Genomic DNA, 16526 nt, shown 5'->3' on the forward strand with positions numbered 1-16526 from the left:
ACGCAAACACAGGTACTGATTTCTCTGGGAAAATAGATGGAACGACTGCTTTGAGGAAGGTGTGAAGGCTACGCTAATATCTGAAATGAAAGCGCGTTACCGAACAGCGGCTTTCGACCCTCATTGGAGACATTATTTTATTCAGCTGCCTCGCTGCAGATCAGATGGCAATTGACAGTCGCAGGTTTTTGGAAACTTTCGACAGGATAATATTATCGACCAGATTATGCCTTTGGCCGGGTCAGATAAGTTCACATTATTAGTTGCGCGTCGGTTCAATCGTCACTGTTGCAGTGCGGCCCGCAATGAGCCGGACGGCATCGGGAGTATCATCGATCTCGATCCGTACCGGAATCCTCTGGGCCAGACGGACCCATGAGAACGTCGGAGCCACACTTGCGAGGGAACCGACAGAGTCGCTTCGCTCCCGATCCTCGATACCCGCGGAGATGCTTGCGACATGTCCGATCAGCGGTTCCGGCTCACCCATAATATCGATCCTCACGAGATCGTTGACGTGGATTCTGGGAAGCTTCGTCTCTTCGAAATATCCTGCGATGTAGATGGATTCTCTTTCAACCAGCACACCGACTGCACTTCCCGCAGAAACATAGTTTCCCCTGCGCACAGAGAAATTCGTGATCGCCCCTGATGCCGGTGCCTTCACGGTTGTCCGTTCAAGGTCGAGTCTGGCCAGATCCCGCGCTGCAAGTGCTGATTGATACGCTGCGTTTGCCTGATGCATCTGGCTTTCCGCCTGCTGCCGCTGCTTTAGGCTGACGGCTTCTTTAGAGGCTAGCAGTTGATATCGTTCGAAATCCGTCTTCGCCAGCTCCGCCGCGGCCTTCATGCTCTGCGTCTGGGCTTCCGCTTCGCGGAGTGCAAGCTTGAATCGATCTGTTTCTATACGGAACAGCGGCGCCCCTTTCTCCACCCGAGCGTTGTCCGACACCAGAACCTCAGTGACGGGGCCGGAGACATCTGGCGCAAGTCGCACGATATCAGCACGGATGTGAGCGTCGCGCGTCCATGGCGCTTCCATGTAGAAGGACCATAGGTGCCAGCTCAGTACCGCTGCGCAGCCGACCATAGAAAGTGTCAAAAAGACTCGTGCGGAAATGATGGTGACATTCTTCATCTTTGAAACCAGTTTAAAGCGACTGAAAATCCAGCGAGGAGGGTGACGTAGATCGCTAGATTGAACAGAGGGCGATGCCATACCAGTCGGTAAAATCCGTCCTTGTCGAGAACCGACGCGAGAACGCGGAACACGCCGTACGCGAAAAGGGCCAGCGCCGCGAACAACGGCAGGAAGACGCCGTAAAGATCGAATTGTCCGGTCACGCAGCAATCCTCCTTGAAGGTGGTGTTGTTAAAACCGGCGGATCAAAGTCCGGGGCGAGGCAAAGGCGAAGAGCGACCGCGCTCACCAGAAGCTGCCCTTCCGCAGTTGATGTGATCGTGCCCGGAGCGGAAAGAATAAGATCATCCAAAATCCTCAGGGCATTTTCCAAAGGTCCGCGGCGGCCACCGGACTTCAGTTCGTACACGTCTTCGAGTGCTTCGAAGACTGCTTCCGCTTTGCAGCGAATAGAGCTGGACACTTCATCGACAAGCTTCTGCATAGCCATCATATGAAGTCCCGTCCGCAGATCCCGCGTAAGGTCGGCATTTGCGGCATCGGAACTCAGTGGAAGTTTTGCAGCTCTGGAAGCAAAGAGGCCGGCAACATCAATGACGCGATGGTGCGTGACATGGGGCTCGGTATGTCTGCCGGCCGCGATTTTCGCGACATGCTTCTGTACAACGGAAAAAAGCCTTCTGGCGTTTGTCTCCGCCCTAACGGAACGGAAGAGCCTGCAGACCACAATCGTCCAGATCATCGCAAGAATGGTCGCGATTCCTGTGTTCCCGAATAAGACGAAGTCGCTGCTCTGGTGTGACTGAAGCATGAGAAGAAGAGGAAAGTTTATACAAAGTCCCATCCCGACGATGGCCCGGGAAGGCTCAGCGAGGCATATCCCGGCCGGAATCAGAAACAGCCCGAGAGCTGCGGCGAGCGGCAGAAATCCGTCGATCATAGGAAGGACTGCGAAGCCGTAGACGAACGCTGCGACGACCGCGCCGATTGTCACGCCAACAAACTTGCGCATGGCAGGAACCGGATCGTCCATCGTCGCGAGGAGGCAACAAAGGACGCCTGATATCTGTGTAAATGTCATTCCGTCAGACCAACCGCTCGCGATCCAGAAAAGGGTCGATGACGACAGGCAAATCGCGACTGCCACCGCTGATAACAAAGCCATGCCGACGTCACGATGCTGGGTTGGCGTCTGGTCGATAAAAGCGAAGCGGCGAGCCGCTCTCGCTGTGTTCTCATCTTCTATGGCTTCGCGAAGGGTACCGCAGTCATCGGAGATCCGAAGAATATCCCGCAGGTTCCGAGCGGCGTTGGCAAGAAGGTGCTTTTCCCAAGAGTGGTGCGCATCAAAACGGTCGAGCGCATCGATCTCTGTCGTGAAACTCCTTGTGGGAATCTTTGATCGAGAGCCGATCGCCGAACCGATAGCGGCAATCAACGACAAAGCAACTGCCGAGCCGGGCGTGCTAAGCTTGACCAGTGATCGTCGTAAATCCTCAATTTCTGCCAAGAGTGGAAGGAGAGACACCATGCGGTGCTGCAGTGATCGCACTAACGATATCGCACGTCGATATCTGGAGCCATCATATTGAAGATGGGTTGTAAATGACCGCAAGTCTGCTGCGTCCGCAGCCAGGCCTAGTCGTGCCACTCTGCTCTGGGTTTCACCACATTCTCCGACCGCCATTGTTGTGAGGAGCGACCACGCCCTGGCCATCCATCCGTCGATCCGATTGACAAGAACGGTACCCACATGAGCTGGAAAGACGACATGGCTGACGATCGACGCGCATATAATTGCGAGACCGATCTCCTCAATGCGCGACACGACCGTGTCGAACGTGTTCGCCGGGGCTGTGACCAACGGCAGTCCTGCAAGAAGCACCGTATATCCCGCCAGCAACAGGACGTAGCTTCGGGGCGTGCGGTCCAGAAGACTGAAGAACGTGCATGCAGATACCCATGCAATGATCGCCGCTGAAAGCAGTATCGGCTCGTTCACCAGGTTCGGAACCATGACGATCGTTGCACCGCCACCGATGAGGGTTCCGAGCAATCGATAGACCGACTTCGATGAGATCGCGCCCGAAAGCGGATGAGCGACGATGTAGACGGTTGCCACCGCCCAGAACGGTCGAGGAAGGTCGAAGCTGATCGCGATGAAATAGGCAAGCATTGCTGCCAGGAATGTCTTCAATGAAAAGACGACCGTATCGGTGGTGACAATCGACCGAACGCTCACACCTTATCTCCTGGCTGTGAACTGCTCCGGGTAACGCCTCGCTCGTCAATCGTGCCGGTGAGGCCGTAGATCGCAGGTGAGACATAGCAAAAAGGCGCGGCCGCAACGCAGGCATGCAGATAAGCTTCCGCAGGATCCACACATGACATGGCCGGCGTATTTGTCGCCGGAGAAATCATTAGGGCACGGAACCTGGAGAGGACGAAGCTTGCTCCCTTCAGTAAAGGGAGGAGGTGTTGTTGAACTCTCCCGGCCCTCGGCAACTGTGATGAGACTTCGATTGATGAGAGCTGGGTATAATGGGGATCGTGTTGTTGAAATGCCATTGAGGTCTCCGAACGTCATGTCCATTCGAAAATTTATCGACAAATCAGGCTGAGGAATTTAGTTATTCTCCCATATGATAACGAAATCCCACCAAATTCCGATGGCCCTCTCATGGGCTCGAGACGATAATGATCTAGACAAGTCCGCGGCACGGGCGAGTGCTGTAAGGATTGATGTGTCGCAGAATGAACGCGAAGCACCTGAGCATCGCCATCGCAAGGGCCAGCTCGTTCTGGCTTTACGGGGAGGAGTGACCTGTCGTGTTCCGAGCGGGATTTGGATGGTACCTCCGCGTTGTGGCGTCTGGGTTCCAGGGGGTATGCTGCACAGCAATGTGGCGACCGCCAATGCTCGCTTGTTCTTCTTGTTCATTGAACCAGGCGCTGCCGATCTTCCAAACCGATGCTGCACGCTTTCCCTGTCTCCACTTGTCAGGGAACTTATCATCGAGTTGGCTGACCAGTCCGCCGTCGCGATGGCCGATGCTGATCTCATCACCACACTGCTTCTATCGGCTTTGCCGCGTATGCCAGTAGAGGATCTGCATCTGCCATTGACGGATGAACCTCGACTTGGACGCATCGCGTGGGCACTGGTCGACGACCCTTCCGACCGTAGCACGATAGCGCAATGGGCGGAGCGAGTGGCGATGAGCGAGAATTCGCTCGCTCGTCTCGTTCAACAGGAGACCGGCCTGACTTTCGGTCGTTGGCGACAGCAGTTGCAGTTGATCATCGCACTCCGAAGTCTTGCAGCTGGGGCAACGGTGCAGCAGGTTTCTGGCGACCTTGGATATGAATCGGTGTCAGCGTTCATCACTATGTTCAAGAAAGCGCTCGGCACATCGCCAGCCAAATATCTCAAGAATTGGGACCGTTAATCATCGGGGATTACCGTTACCGATGCGAAAGTCGGGTTTGAATAACCCTGAATAACCCTTGGCGCGAACCTCCCTTTATCGCCCAATTCCTAGCTGTATCGACAAGATTTCAGTCACTAAAAAATCTTCGACATTTCTGTCGCATACGTTGGGAGGGAGAGCCCGCCTTGCCCGGCAGCCATTTGCAGTACCGGTAGACCTCTCTCACACTTTGCCGGTCAGAAAGCTGCCTTTCCGTTTTCCAACCCTTCAAAGGTTTACTGTCTGATCCGTGGAAATTGACCCACTCGTGCCCCTTTTCCCTGTTGGTCGAACAAAACGACCCATGCATGCGAAAGACACAGCCGAAGTCATCCACCGATTCAACCAGGCGTTTGAGGAGCACGATCCCGAGATTTTCGAGGACCTGGTCGCGCCGGATTGCGTCATGGAGTCAATCCAGCCGGCACCGAACGGCACGCGCTACGAAGGCTACGATGTCAACCTGGCGTTCTGGCAGGCCATGGCCGCAGACCGCGTCAACCGCTTCGAGGTCGAAGACACTATCGTCATGGGTGACCGCGCAAACATCCGTTGGCGGTTCCATTTCGGCGACAGCGGCTCGATCCGCGGCGTCACCCTGATACGTGTTCGTGACGGGCGGATCATCGAAGCCCTGGCCTACGCCAAGATGCCTGGTGAGTCGGCGCCGCTGCCGGAATGACGGTCGCATGCGGCCAGTCGCAAAGCACGTGAGAGAGAACCAAGCCGACGATATCCGTTCGAATCGAGCCGTGGTCCATCTGTCTACGCGGAATAGACCCGGCTCCATCGCTCAATGAGGTGAGAAGATGACCAGTGACAGCAAAATTACTCATGAAATTGTGGAACGCTTCCACAACGCATTCGAGCAGCATCACCCCGAAGACCTCGATGACCTCATCGGCGACGGCTGTGTTCTCGAAAATACGGCGCCGGCCCCGGATGGCGCGCGCTACGAAGGACGTGAGACCTGCCTTGCTTTCTGGAAGGGCGTCGCGTCATCCGACAACCTCGTCTTCAAAGCAGAGGAAATCTCCGCGATGGGCGATCGCGGAATCATCCGTTGGCAACTTCGTTGGAGCAACCGGGAAGCGGACCGGGGTCGAGACGTCAATATTATGCGCGTCCGTGACGGAAAGATCGTCGAGGGTCTGGGCTACGTGAAGGGGGGCTGATGTTCCGACCTTGAACCGGCGATCCCCGTTGATCGCTACCCAGGACTGCACGGCGGCGCGCCGCCGCAACAGGGGCGCCAGCCCGAAGGAGAGAAGCGATGATGATCAACAAAGCCGGGTACACCCGAATGAAGCCACAAGCGGGACAGTGCTGTGACGGTCATTCTCGAAGCATTCAGCGCGATTGGCGCGGCTGTTACTTGACCGCACCATTGAGATAGAGATCTTCACCTCGCTGCAGCGGCGTGAAAATGAAGTCGTCTTTTCTGAGAAAGCTGTTGAACCAGCCTAAAAGATCATCTTTGGTCGACGAGTTGCGATATCCGACCAGCTTGACGGTCAGGGGAGCACTAAAGGCTATGTCAAAGGCAGTGGCAAACTGGGTGGCGCCTGAAAGCTGAACCGAAAACATGCCACCACCGTCGTGACGGATGGAAATTTCCGCACGAGCGAAAAACTCATCGCTGTAGGTGGTGATAAGACCTGGGGCTTCCCACCAATCTTCACTCGTCAAAGCGTTTCGAGTTCCTTCGCCTTGGAAGTCGACCCGGATTTCCTGGAGGCTGCGATAGTCATCGTTCTCGAAGCGCTTCAATGGTATTTTGAGCCACTGTGTATCCAGACCCGGGTTCAACCACTGGGAGACGTCATCCTCGGGGTCATTGTTAGGATCGAAGAAGAATTTCGGAGATTTCACGTCTAAATCCAAGACGACGTAGTCATCCAGCTGCTGACCAGGCCAAGATCCACTTGAGGCCCGCAAGGTGATGCGTGGCTCTTCGACTGGAAGGTCGAGCGGATAGCTCTGATAAACAAGCTTAAAATGTCCCATGCGGTTCCCCGGTCTGAAAACTCAATGTGGATTCCTTAAGATAGCGGCTGATGGTTATACTTTACTATGTCACATCTTTCTGCAACAGATCGCTCGCAATTACTGCTTCTGCCGGGAGCAGTCGATGATTATGTGGGACCGGAAAACTTGGTCCGCTTCATCGAGGACTTCGTTGACGACCTCGATCTCAAGGCTGCCGGCTTCGTGCGGGTTGTCAGCTTGAAGTGCTTAGGCCCCTCTCCACCCCATAATGGTCGTTAGCAGTAAGAAAAAGCGGAATGACCGCTTTGGAAAGCTTGAGAATGCTAAGCTAATGTCCGGAATAAGACGCTTCACGGACATACATGGAACAGTTAGCAAACCGACTGATTACAGGCGTACGCGAAACTTTGTCTCAACAGCGGAATAAGACGGCACATTACAGACCGACAACTTTCGACCTTGATTGCAGACCTTCTCCGAACTTCGTCCAACCTCCGAAGCAGCCATCCGTGAAACTATTTAGGTGACTTGGCACATCTCGGAAAATGCGGTCGACGATTGGTCCAGATATCGTTCCAAAAAATTGCCTTACGGCAACCGTACCCCGCGATTGCTATTTAAGTAACGTATTCAGAAGACGTTCAGGCGGGATGGCGGTAATATCCGAAGAGTGATTTAAGCATTTGCCATTCGCCATGCATTGATTACAGCGGAAATTTCGCTTGATTTCCTGACGCGCCAGACATGTATATTATCGACAGCAGCAAGTTGGCTAGCAATGTTTTCTTGAAACTTGGTTTGATGTCTCAGGCTACGGATTGCAAAACGGTATTGTTCCCATGGCCAATCTATATTGCCTGCAGGAAGCTCTGGACGAGCCCGTCCGAAGTTTAGCAACGGTCTGATGGCCAAACGGCACGCTCGCACCCATCTGGGTGGGTCTAGCCAGACAAGACTGTCAGCATATGGTATTGCGTAAGGCAATAAACTTGGACCACCCTCCAATATCCATGCGTCACTTTGCAATGCCTGAATCAGTTTGACCTCAATTTGTGATTTTGAACGTTGTTCCCAGTTTTTGATGAGCTTAATGTTGTCAAAGGAGATAATTGGCACATCGGGACGAACTGCCGACAATTTTGCCGCGAGGTAACTTTTTCCCGCGCCATTTGGGCCCGTTACGATCAATCTCTGCAATGTCACGATCCCAGCTATGAGAAGAACAATTAAATGGCGATTGACGACAAACACATACAGAATACATGAATTCGAAAACGCTGTAATTGTCGCTAATTGAATTTATCCATTGCGTCAGACAACAGACGCGGTTGAGTTGTGCGTGCTCGACTGTCTGCGTCCACTATAACTTCTTCAGGGAACCACCTCGCAAACGCGCAGATCAGATTACGCAGTGTCAAGAATTGGACGTAGCTTAAACCCAGAGTGGCCGCTTCACCGACAGGGTTTCCAGCCCCTTCTAGTCACCTAAAACTTGCGAGGATCGTTTCCTTTAAATATATCGCGGTTGATTTCGCATATGGTGAAAGTGCTACGGCTAAATCGATCCTACGAGGCTGGAATGAATAATCGTTACGGAAAACTGGCTTCCTGGGTCTATAATCTGGATAAACCGGTCGGGCGTTCATTCGGCGACGTGGAATATTATCAGCGACGGCTCGCTGGGTCCGAAGGTCCGATCCTCGAACCTGCTGTCGGCAACGGTCGTGTTTATGTGCCGCTGCTTGAGTCCGGGTTTTCGATAGAGGGGTTCGATGCGTCTGACGAGATGCTTGGTTACTGCCAGGACGAATGCAGGAAGAGAAACCTTTACGCAAGCGTGACACGACAGACTTTCGAAGAGTTTTCTTATAGCAAAAGCTTTATTGCCGTCATCATTCCGGCGGGGTCGTTTCAGCTGGTCACGGATCTGACATCGGCGACCGGCGTGCTAAGGCGCTTCTATGATTGCCTGGTCCCAGGGGCAAAATTAATCATAGATCTCGATCCCATAGGCGGTTTTCTTGGGCCGACCGGTTCGGTCCGAAGTTGGAAAACCCAGGACGGAGATCTGCTAACACTCACAGATCATCGGGTTGAAACCGACTATATCGCGCAAACCACACTGACCCATCTGCGCTATGAACTCTGGCGAGATGGAAATCTTGTGAAATCCGAACTCGATTTGTTTAAGTTGCGGTGGTGGGGAGTCGAAGAGTTCTTGATGGCGCTGCAGCGCACGGGCTTTGTCGATATAGTGGTGTCAGGCAACTACCAGCATGGAAGAGCACCGCATAGGGACGACGAGATTATCAGTTTTGAGGCGCTGCGTCCCAATTAGATCGAAGTGGGTTTTTCAGCTGCCCTGGAACGTCATTATATGCAATGCGCTTTCAAGTCTGCCGCGGCCACCGACCAGTTAAAGGTCCGCTTACGAAGACTCGAACCCTAAACCCGCTCATCCGCTTCCCACCCCATCATGTTAGTTAGCAGCAAAAAAGCGGAACGACCGGCTCTGGAACGCGTGAGAATGCTACGCTAATGTCTGGAAAAAAGCGCAAAGCGGACGCACAACATATTCTCCACAAACAGGGCGGTGAGTATCAGGGGCGACTTCTATTACTCATTAATATCTGATATAGTGAGCGATAGAAATGGATGTTATCGCTCATGCCCTGGAACTGGACACAGCCTGATTGGCCGCATTTTCGCTATGACGCGTCTGCACTCGCGGCACTGGAACAGCGATTTCTGCTCTCCTCCGGCGAAGTCATCGGCGCTGTGCGTCACATCGATCCCGACGACCGCGACCGGTTGCGCATCGAACTCTTGAGCGACGAAGCGATCAAGACGAGCGCGATCGAAGGCGAAACATTGGACCGCTTGAGCGTCCAGTCATCACTGCGGCGACAACTCGGCCTGGACACGGACCGGCGTTCGGTGCAACCGCGTGAACACGGGATCGCGGAAATGACGGTCGACGTTTATGGCACCTATGCCCTGCCGCTTGATGACGCCACTCTGTTTCGGTGGCATACGATGTTGATGACAGGCAGTCGGCATCTGGAAAGTATAGGTGCTTATCGCAGCCATTCCGACGCTATGCAGATCGTCTCTGGCCAGTTGGACCGTCCGACGATTCATTTCGAGGCGCCGCCATCAGCGCAGGTACCGGAGGAAATGCATCAGTTCATATCGTGGTTCAACGCAAGTGCTCTGACAGGCAGTACGCCCCTCCCCGCGCTTACCCGCGCCGGGCTCAGCCATTTGTGGTTCGAAAGCATTCACCCGTTCGAAGACGGCAATGGACGACTTGGTCGCGCACTGGCCGAGAAAGCGCTCGGCCAATCGCTGGGGCAACCGAGCCTGATCATGCTCAGTTTCACCATGGAACAGCAACGGAAGGCTTATTACGATCAGTTGGAAACCCATCAGCGGACCCTCGACGTCACCGAATGGTTGGTATGGTTTTCCCAAACCGTGCTGACTGCTCAACAAACTACGCTGGATCGCGTCGGCTTTTACATCGCCAAGGCACATTTCTACGACCGGTTCAGGGGAGCGTTCAATCCCCGACAGGAGAAAGTCATTGCGCGTCTGTTCGAAGCGGGACCGGATGGCTTTATCGGTGGCCTCAGTGCCGAGAACTATCTGGCCATAACAAAGACCTCACGCGCTACCGCCACCCGCGATTTGCAGGATCTGGTCGACAAGGGCGCGTTGATACGCAGCGGTCAGCTTCGATTCACCCGATACGCACTGAACTGGCGAGCACCTCATTGACGACAAGATACTGGAAACGGTGTTGCCAAGCTGTTTGTGATTGGTTGCACGGGCGCGCGGCGGTTGCCTTTTCAAGCCGTCATTTCTGCGGCGTAGTCGGACCAAAGGCAGAAGGCATCTGCCCTGGCGTGTCGCCAGGAGTGGGATGGGAGGTGGTAGCTGCGGGGACGAAAGACGGTATTTATCTGATCGTGGGCTGACAGGAAGCGCTGTGCTTGGCGGGGCGATTTGAACCGCCCCATGATCTTCTCTATCTTCCTGGTGGATCAGTTGCAAAAATTTCGGTGAGGCAAAGCGTGGCGAACCGTTGGACGCAACTATGCTGCAAGCGCTGTGAATTGTTGTTTGAGTGAAAGCGGTGCGGTTGATCCGAAATTGCCTTGCAGCTTTCGCATCATATGAACGAGCATGACACCGGCGAGCGTGATGCTGGCAGCGGCTTCAGCCTTGAAGCCGAGCATGGATCGTATCCGTCGTTTGACACGGCGATGATCCTGCTCGATGGTGTTGTTCATGTATTTGCTCGAGCAGATGGTGATGAGCTTGCCACCATGTCGCAACCGGTTCTCTGCATCACATTGCATGATGGCCATCCGATTGGTCTGGCTGCCGTCAATTGTGATCTTCTCTGGCCTGCCATGTTGGGCCAGCCCCTTGCGGATAAAGCGTTTGCCAGCTTTCAGGTCGCGATTTCTGCTGAACATAAACCCGACTGTATCGCCGTTGCTGTCGATGGCTCGGTACGGATAAAGCCACTCACCTTTGACCTTCACATAGGTCTCATCCAGATTCCATTTGCGTGTGACTGGACGCTTCCTTCGATGGAAACACTCAAGCAGCATGGGGCTGAAATGCAGAACCCAGCGGTGCACCGTGGAATGGTCCACCGCGATGCTGCGCCCGGCCATCATTTCTTTCAGATTGCGAAGGCTCAGATTGTAAGTCAGGTACCATCGAATACACAAAAGGATGACGGACTTATCGAAATGGCGGCCTTTGAACATCGAACAATCCAGCTTTTTAGAAGCTGGAAACCCTATATCAATTCCCATTGACGAAACATTTGCAACAGATTCGCCTATTCGCCAAAGACCGCTCATCTTCCCAGCCCAGATTGCCTCATTGTAAATTTCCCTCTTGGGCTTGTGTTTGACGGTCGATGTCTCGACCAACTGGTCTTGTGAGGGTAGTGGTTTGCTCACGACGTGCCTGCGCAGCGATTTGGCATATGGAGTAAAACTTGATAAGAACCGCCGTTGCCGGTTTTAATCTCCCAGGGCTCCGCCGGCAGATTGCCCGCGAAGGACTCCACGTGGAATCCTTTATCCTTTAAGATGAATTTGATGAGCACACATCGACTTCACGTTCCTGAGGAGCATAACATCGGTTCCGGCAACGGTATCAAAACCGTTTCCTCGATTGACTGCTCGATGATATAGAGCGCTTCGCCATCGGCAACAATCAATTCGACATTTCGTTGGTTGAGGCTTTTCTCGAGCAAGTTTAGGCTCTGCTCCAGTCACCAACGGACAACGCCGCCGGGTGCACGCAATTTTGGATTGGTTTCATGTACGAAAAGGGCCGTGACCGTGCCCCCCCAGCTTCGACGCGGCATGAAGGGCAGGATTGTCAGCACGGCGCAGATCGTTGCGCAACCAGACAAGCGCTTTCGCGGTCATTCAATGATCCTTGGTTTATGTGTTGGAGAACGTATTTTCGGACGCGCAGATGCCACTATATTCATGTCGAGCGCCTTGATCTTCCCTTGCCTTTTCGCGGCCCGAGAAAAAATGCATTGACGCGATGTTGCAGGGCGCGGAATTTTTCACCGCGCGATTTCAGCATGTGCTCTTCAAGCGGGGGAATGCCGGAGACATGCACCAGCAACCAGTACATCTGGATCGGAGCAAGCAGCGACAGCCAACTCCATGACGATGCGGTGATTGCCATCAGCGGCCACGCACACCAGAACAGCCATTCAAAGAAGTAGTTTGGATGTCTGGAATAGGCCCAAACGCCGGTTTCACAAATTTCAGTTTTGGCTTCCGAGGTTTTGCGAAACTGCGAAAGCTGCGCGTCAGATAGCGCTTCCCCCGTCAGTGCTATGGCGACGATTGCGATCCCGACCATATCCCAGAAATATGGAAAACCGGGGCGACTTACAGCTGCGATGTAGACTACCAGAACGAGTATGAAGGCTGCGAGAGCCTGTATCTGCAAAAACCAGAAGAGGCGAACGGATGCGTTTTCGCCCCATTCTTTTATCAGCCTTGCATAACGGGGGTCTTCACCATGGCCCATGCTGCGCTTGGCGATGTGAAAGCCAAGGCGAAGAGACCACGCCAGAATGAGGATCAGTATCACTGAACGCCGTTGCCAGGTCGCATCTGCAAGCATGACGGCTATGATTGAGCCCGCCCCAACCGAAAACGACCAGATGGCATCGATCCAGCCGTTTTTGCCGGTCTTTCGTTCAAGCGCCCAGGCAAATGCCATGATGGCAGACAGGCTGATGGCAACAATTAAAAGCAGACCGGGTTGCATGGCGGACCTTTAATGGGGAGTTTGCTTTTCCTTATGCAATACGTTCTTTTTGACTGGTTGGTTTCTTAAGCGGCGCAAAAATTAAAAAAGTTTGGTCGCCGACTGAACCAAACTTCTTCTCAAAACGTAAAACGATGAAAATGCGGCACACACGCAGCTCAACCCGCGGTGAAGAGAGGGACTATGGATATCACGAACAGTCCGGGCAGCCCTAAGCATCTCAGCGTCGCGATTATCGGTAGCGGGATTTCCGGATTGTCTGCTGCATGGCTGCTTTCGCAACGCCACGACGTGACTTTATTTGAAGCATCGGACCGCATCGGCGGCCATAGCAACACTGTAGAATTTGAGAGCAGTCACGGTCCTGTGGCCGTCGATACCGGTTTCATTGTCTATAATGAAGTGACCTATCCCAATCTGACCGCCCTGTTTCGCGCGCTTGAAGTTCCAACCGCCGCGTCGAACATGTCGTTTGCCGTTTCAGTCGGAAATGGCGCTTACGAATATTCCGGCGGTACCGGCCTCGGCCTCTTTGCCCAGCGCTCCAATCTGGTCAGCCCGCGCTTCTGGTCGATGATCCGCGATCTCTTGCGATTTTATCGCAATGCACCCAAAGACCTGAGTATCATGGGCGGTATTTCGCTTGATGATTATCTTGCACGCAACGGTTATGGCCGGGCTTTTCGTGAAGATCATCTTTATCCGATGGCGGCAGCGATCTGGTCCACCCCTGCCATGGAAGTGGGGCAATATCCGGCTGCCAGCTTCGTCCGCTTCTGCTGTAATCACGGTCTTCTTGCTCTTCGTGACAGACCAATCTGGCGTACGGTAACCGGCGGCAGCCGAGAATATCTAAGGCGGATCACCAAGCCCTACGCGGACCGGATCAGGCTCTCAACACCGATCAAATCCGTGCGACGTGCCGAGCATTCTGTCGAGTTGATCGACGGAAACAGCGTTTCCCATGTGTTCGACGATGTTGTGATTGCCACGCATGCCGATCAGGCTTTGCGGATGTTGGCCGATCCGAGCGGGGATGAAAGCCGCATTCTTGGCGCGTTTCAATATTCACGAAATGAAGCGGTGCTGCACAACGATATTTCACTGATGCCCAAACGTCGCGCGGCGTGGTCCAGTTGGAATTACCTTACCAACGCAGCCACTGGCTCGACGCAACCATCCATTACTTACTGGATGAACCGCCTGCAACCGCTGGGCAACGCGCCTGAGACTTTTGTTACGCTCAATCCTTGTCGTGCACCGCGCGAGGAACTGGTGATCCGTCGCGAGATCTATGAACATCCGATTTTCGACATGGCAACGGATCGTGCGCAGAAAGAAATCTGGTCCTTGCAAGGGCAGCGCCGGACATGGTTTTGCGGCGCGCATTTCGGCTCCGGCTTTCATGAGGACGGCCTTCAGGCCGGTCTCGCCGTGGCAGAAGATCTGGGCGGTATGCGCCGCCCATGGCTGGTCGAGCAGGAAAGTGGGCGCATCGTTCGCCAGAGTTTGCCTCTCCGGGAAAGGGCACTGGCATGACCGAGAGCTTCCAGTCGGCACTGTTTCCCGGTCATGTGACCCATGCGCGTTTACGACCGAAGGTTCACAAACTGGCCTATAAAATCTACTCGCTCCTGCTCGACCTTGATGAACTGGAAGCCCTCGATCGCAAATTGAAGCTGTTTTCACTTGACCGTTTCAATCTGTTTTCTTTCTACAGGAAAGACAGAGGCGATGGATCGGCTCTGCCGCTGCGTGAGCAGGTGGAACGTGCCATGGAGGCAGCCGGAATACTGCCTGATGGCGGTGCGATCCGCCTGCTCACTATGCCGCGTATTGCGGGCTGGGCATTTAACCCGCTCAGTGTTTTCTTCTGCTATAATTGTGGCGGTGAGCTTGTGGCAATCCTTTGGGAAGTTGATAACACTTTCCGCCAGCGCCACGGCTATATGATCCCGGTCCATAACTGCGTTAACGGACGCATCGTACAAAGCTGCGACAAGGCTTTTTACGTCTCGCCCTTCATGGACATGAAGCTGCGATATGAGTTTGAAGTCACGCCTCCCGCAGACTGGCTTTCCATCCGCATCAACAGTTTTGACGATGAAGGCCTGCTTTTGACTGCCCGCCATCTGGCGCGCCGGGTTGAATTGAGCGACGCCGCCTTGCTACGCGCCTTTCTTACAATTCCGTTTCTCACCTTGAAAGTGATTGGCGGCATTCACTGGGAGGCGCTGAAAATATGGTTGAAGGGCATCGGTTTACGCAGAAGACCTGCAGGGCCAGAGATTTCCATCACATCTGTTCGTAACGAGACCGCCCAGCAGAGGAACAAGGCCGCATGAGCCAGCTCGACGAGTATCATCAACTATCGGCATCAAGCCGGACTGAACGACCAGCTTTCAGCCCTTCGACTATCGTGTTGAAACGGCTGCTGAAGCAGGTCCAGCATGGGCGATTGGTGCTTTCACTGCCCGGCGGTGAGGTCATTGCTGTTAATGGTCTATTGCCCGGACCGGAAGCCAAAATTGCAATTGTCAAATGGAACAGCCTGCGTCGCCTGCTGACGGGCGGGGATATTGGCTTTGCGCAATCCTATATCGAAGGCGAATGGACATCACCCCATCTCACATCGGTCATCCGCTTTGCGGCGCGCAATCGCGTTACGCTGACATCCACATTACGCGGATCTGGCTGGATGCGGGTGCTGAACCGTATCAGCCACCTGCTCAATGCAAACACGCGCCGCGGCAGCCGGCGCAACATCGAAGCTCACTACGATCTCGGCAATGATTTCTATGCCCGATGGCTCGACCCTTCGATGCTTTATTCATCTGCGATCTGGAATGAGACGACCCATAGCCTTGAAAGTGCGCAGAAGCAGAAGTTGCAGTGTATTGCTGAAAAACTGGCGCTTGAGGGCGGCGAAAGAATTCTTGAAATCGGTTGTGGCTGGGGTGCCCTGGCGGGCTATCTCGCAAACTGTCACAATGCCAATGTGACGGGAATAACCCTGTCGCCATCGCAGCTCGCTTGGGCAAAAGCCGCAGTTGAAAACGGAGGGCTCAGCGATGCCGTTGACCTTCGCTTGCAAGATTACCGCGATGTTCAGGGCCAGTTTGACCGCATTGTATCAATCGAAATGTTTGAGGCCGTTGGCGAAGCCTATTGGCCGGAATATTTCACAACCCTGAAACGCTGTCTCAAGCCCGGCGGCAGAGCAGTCCTGCAGGTCATTTCAATAGAAGAAGCGCGCTACGAAAATTATCGCCGCAAGGCCGATTTCATCCAGAAATTCATCTTTCCGGGGGGCTTTCTGCCGTCAGATAAAGTGCTTGAGCGCGACCTTACGAAGGCCGGTTTGGTTTTAAAGGAGACCGAGCATTTCGGCCATTCATACGCGCTTACGCTTGCCGAATGGCGTCAGCGCTTTATCGCCAACTGGCCTGAAATCGCGAAGCTTGGCTTTGACGATAAATTCCGACGGCTTTGGGAATACTACCTTTGCTATTGCGAAGGTGGGTTTGAGGAAGGTGCAATCAATGTTGGGCTCTACACGATTGAACATGCTTAGGCTTCACCCCCCCACTAACGGAGGAAGC

General features: G+C 53.9%; 17 protein-coding genes and 1 pseudogene. 9 read left to right on the forward strand and 9 right to left on the reverse strand.

The window, feature by feature from the left end:
* Positions 1-259: 259 nt before the first annotated feature.
* Genes LJ361_RS10235 through LJ361_RS10245 form a run of 3 tightly spaced genes read right to left on the reverse strand, consistent with a single transcriptional unit; the run spans position 260 to position 3383 of the window.
* A complete protein-coding gene (locus LJ361_RS10235) occupies positions 260-1138 on the reverse strand; it encodes an HlyD family secretion protein (protein ID WP_010660316.1) in 879 nt (292 codons plus the stop codon).
* On the reverse strand, positions 1135-1344 hold the full coding sequence (locus LJ361_RS10240) for a DUF1656 domain-containing protein (RefSeq protein WP_010660317.1): 210 nt from the start codon (positions 1342-1344) through the stop codon (positions 1135-1137). Before LJ361_RS10240 ends, LJ361_RS10235 begins: the two co-directional genes overlap by 4 nt.
* Positions 1341-3383 (reverse strand): FUSC family protein, encoded by a 2043-nt coding sequence (locus LJ361_RS10245; protein WP_151576618.1) that lies wholly within the window; start codon positions 3381-3383, stop codon positions 1341-1343. Before LJ361_RS10245 ends, LJ361_RS10240 begins: the two co-directional genes overlap by 4 nt.
* 400 nt (positions 3384-3783) lie before the next feature.
* On the opposite strand from LJ361_RS10245, the gene LJ361_RS10250 reads away from it, so the two are divergent.
* From LJ361_RS10250 to LJ361_RS10260, 3 genes are all read left to right on the forward strand, one after another.
* On the forward strand, positions 3784-4590 hold the full coding sequence (locus tag LJ361_RS10250; protein ID WP_151614531.1) for an AraC family transcriptional regulator: 807 nt from the start codon (positions 3784-3786) through the stop codon (positions 4588-4590).
* A gap of 325 nt (positions 4591-4915) precedes the next feature.
* Entirely contained in the window at positions 4916-5293 is a 378-nt protein-coding gene (locus LJ361_RS10255; protein WP_010660320.1) for a nuclear transport factor 2 family protein, read from the forward strand.
* Positions 5294-5420: 127 nt separating this feature from the next.
* Positions 5421-5786 (forward strand): nuclear transport factor 2 family protein, encoded by a 366-nt coding sequence (locus LJ361_RS10260; RefSeq protein ID WP_151576616.1) that lies wholly within the window; start codon positions 5421-5423, stop codon positions 5784-5786.
* A 196-nt stretch (positions 5787-5982) separates the two neighbouring features.
* Here LJ361_RS10260 and LJ361_RS10265 read toward each other — a convergent pair whose 3' ends face one another.
* A complete protein-coding gene (locus LJ361_RS10265; protein ID WP_036579105.1) occupies positions 5983-6618 on the reverse strand; it encodes a hypothetical protein in 636 nt (211 codons plus the stop codon).
* 66 nt (positions 6619-6684) lie between these two features.
* On the opposite strand from LJ361_RS10265, the gene LJ361_RS10270 reads away from it, so the two are divergent.
* Entirely contained in the window at positions 6685-6879 is a 195-nt protein-coding gene (locus tag LJ361_RS10270; protein WP_081861797.1) for a hypothetical protein, read from the forward strand.
* 396 nt (positions 6880-7275) lie between these two features.
* On the opposite strand, the gene LJ361_RS10275 is transcribed toward LJ361_RS10270, so the two are convergent.
* The gene (locus tag LJ361_RS10275; RefSeq protein ID WP_209418700.1) at positions 7276-7797 is read right to left on the reverse strand and encodes a DNA topology modulation protein FlaR; all 522 of its coding nucleotides are present in this window, start codon (positions 7795-7797) and stop codon (positions 7276-7278) included.
* Between the two features lie 382 nt (positions 7798-8179).
* Between LJ361_RS10275 and LJ361_RS10280 the strand changes: the two genes are divergently transcribed.
* Positions 8180-8938, forward strand: coding sequence for a class I SAM-dependent methyltransferase (locus LJ361_RS10280; RefSeq protein WP_029928454.1), 759 nt, complete (start codon positions 8180-8182; stop codon positions 8936-8938).
* Positions 8939-9267: 329 nt separating this feature from the next.
* Positions 9268-10380 (forward strand): Fic family protein, encoded by a 1113-nt coding sequence (locus tag LJ361_RS10285; RefSeq protein ID WP_209418701.1) that lies wholly within the window; start codon positions 9268-9270, stop codon positions 10378-10380.
* Between the two features lie 71 nt (positions 10381-10451).
* On the opposite strand, the pseudogene LJ361_RS10290 reads toward LJ361_RS10285, so the two are convergent.
* From LJ361_RS10290 to LJ361_RS10305, 4 genes and pseudogenes are all read right to left on the reverse strand, one after another.
* Positions 10452-10643, reverse strand: a pseudogene (locus LJ361_RS10290) (IS6 family transposase); the annotation flags it as partial.
* 54 nt (positions 10644-10697) lie between these two features.
* Positions 10698-11384, reverse strand: a complete 687-nt coding sequence (locus LJ361_RS10295) for an IS6 family transposase (protein ID WP_029928819.1) — start codon at positions 11382-11384, stop codon at positions 10698-10700.
* Positions 11385-11945: 561 nt separating this feature from the next.
* Positions 11946-12059, reverse strand: coding sequence for a deoxyribodipyrimidine photo-lyase (locus LJ361_RS10300; protein ID WP_235819964.1), 114 nt, complete (start codon positions 12057-12059; stop codon positions 11946-11948).
* Positions 12060-12120: 61 nt separating this feature from the next.
* On the reverse strand, positions 12121-12924 hold the full coding sequence (locus LJ361_RS10305) for a DUF1295 domain-containing protein (RefSeq protein ID WP_029928457.1): 804 nt from the start codon (positions 12922-12924) through the stop codon (positions 12121-12123).
* Positions 12925-13107: 183 nt separating this feature from the next.
* On the opposite strand from LJ361_RS10305, the gene LJ361_RS10310 reads away from it, so the two are divergent.
* From LJ361_RS10310 to LJ361_RS10320, 3 genes are read left to right on the forward strand one after another with little or no spacing between them, the layout of a single operon-like run.
* Complete coding sequence (locus LJ361_RS10310; protein WP_209418702.1) at positions 13108-14463, forward strand: NAD(P)/FAD-dependent oxidoreductase; 1356 nt, start codon at positions 13108-13110, stop codon at positions 14461-14463.
* The gene (locus tag LJ361_RS10315) at positions 14460-15269 is read left to right on the forward strand and encodes a DUF1365 domain-containing protein (RefSeq protein WP_029928460.1); all 810 of its coding nucleotides are present in this window, start codon (positions 14460-14462) and stop codon (positions 15267-15269) included. Before LJ361_RS10310 ends, LJ361_RS10315 begins: the two co-directional genes overlap by 4 nt.
* A complete protein-coding gene (locus LJ361_RS10320; protein WP_029928463.1) occupies positions 15266-16498 on the forward strand; it encodes an SAM-dependent methyltransferase in 1233 nt (410 codons plus the stop codon). The genes LJ361_RS10315 and LJ361_RS10320 overlap by 4 nt, the downstream gene beginning before the upstream one ends.
* The last annotated feature ends 28 nt before the right edge of the window (positions 16499-16526 follow it).

It is taken from the genome of Brucella sp. JSBI001 (assembly GCF_026014005.1).
In the GTDB taxonomy this organism is placed as follows: domain Bacteria; phylum Pseudomonadota; class Alphaproteobacteria; order Rhizobiales; family Rhizobiaceae; genus Brucella; species Brucella anthropi.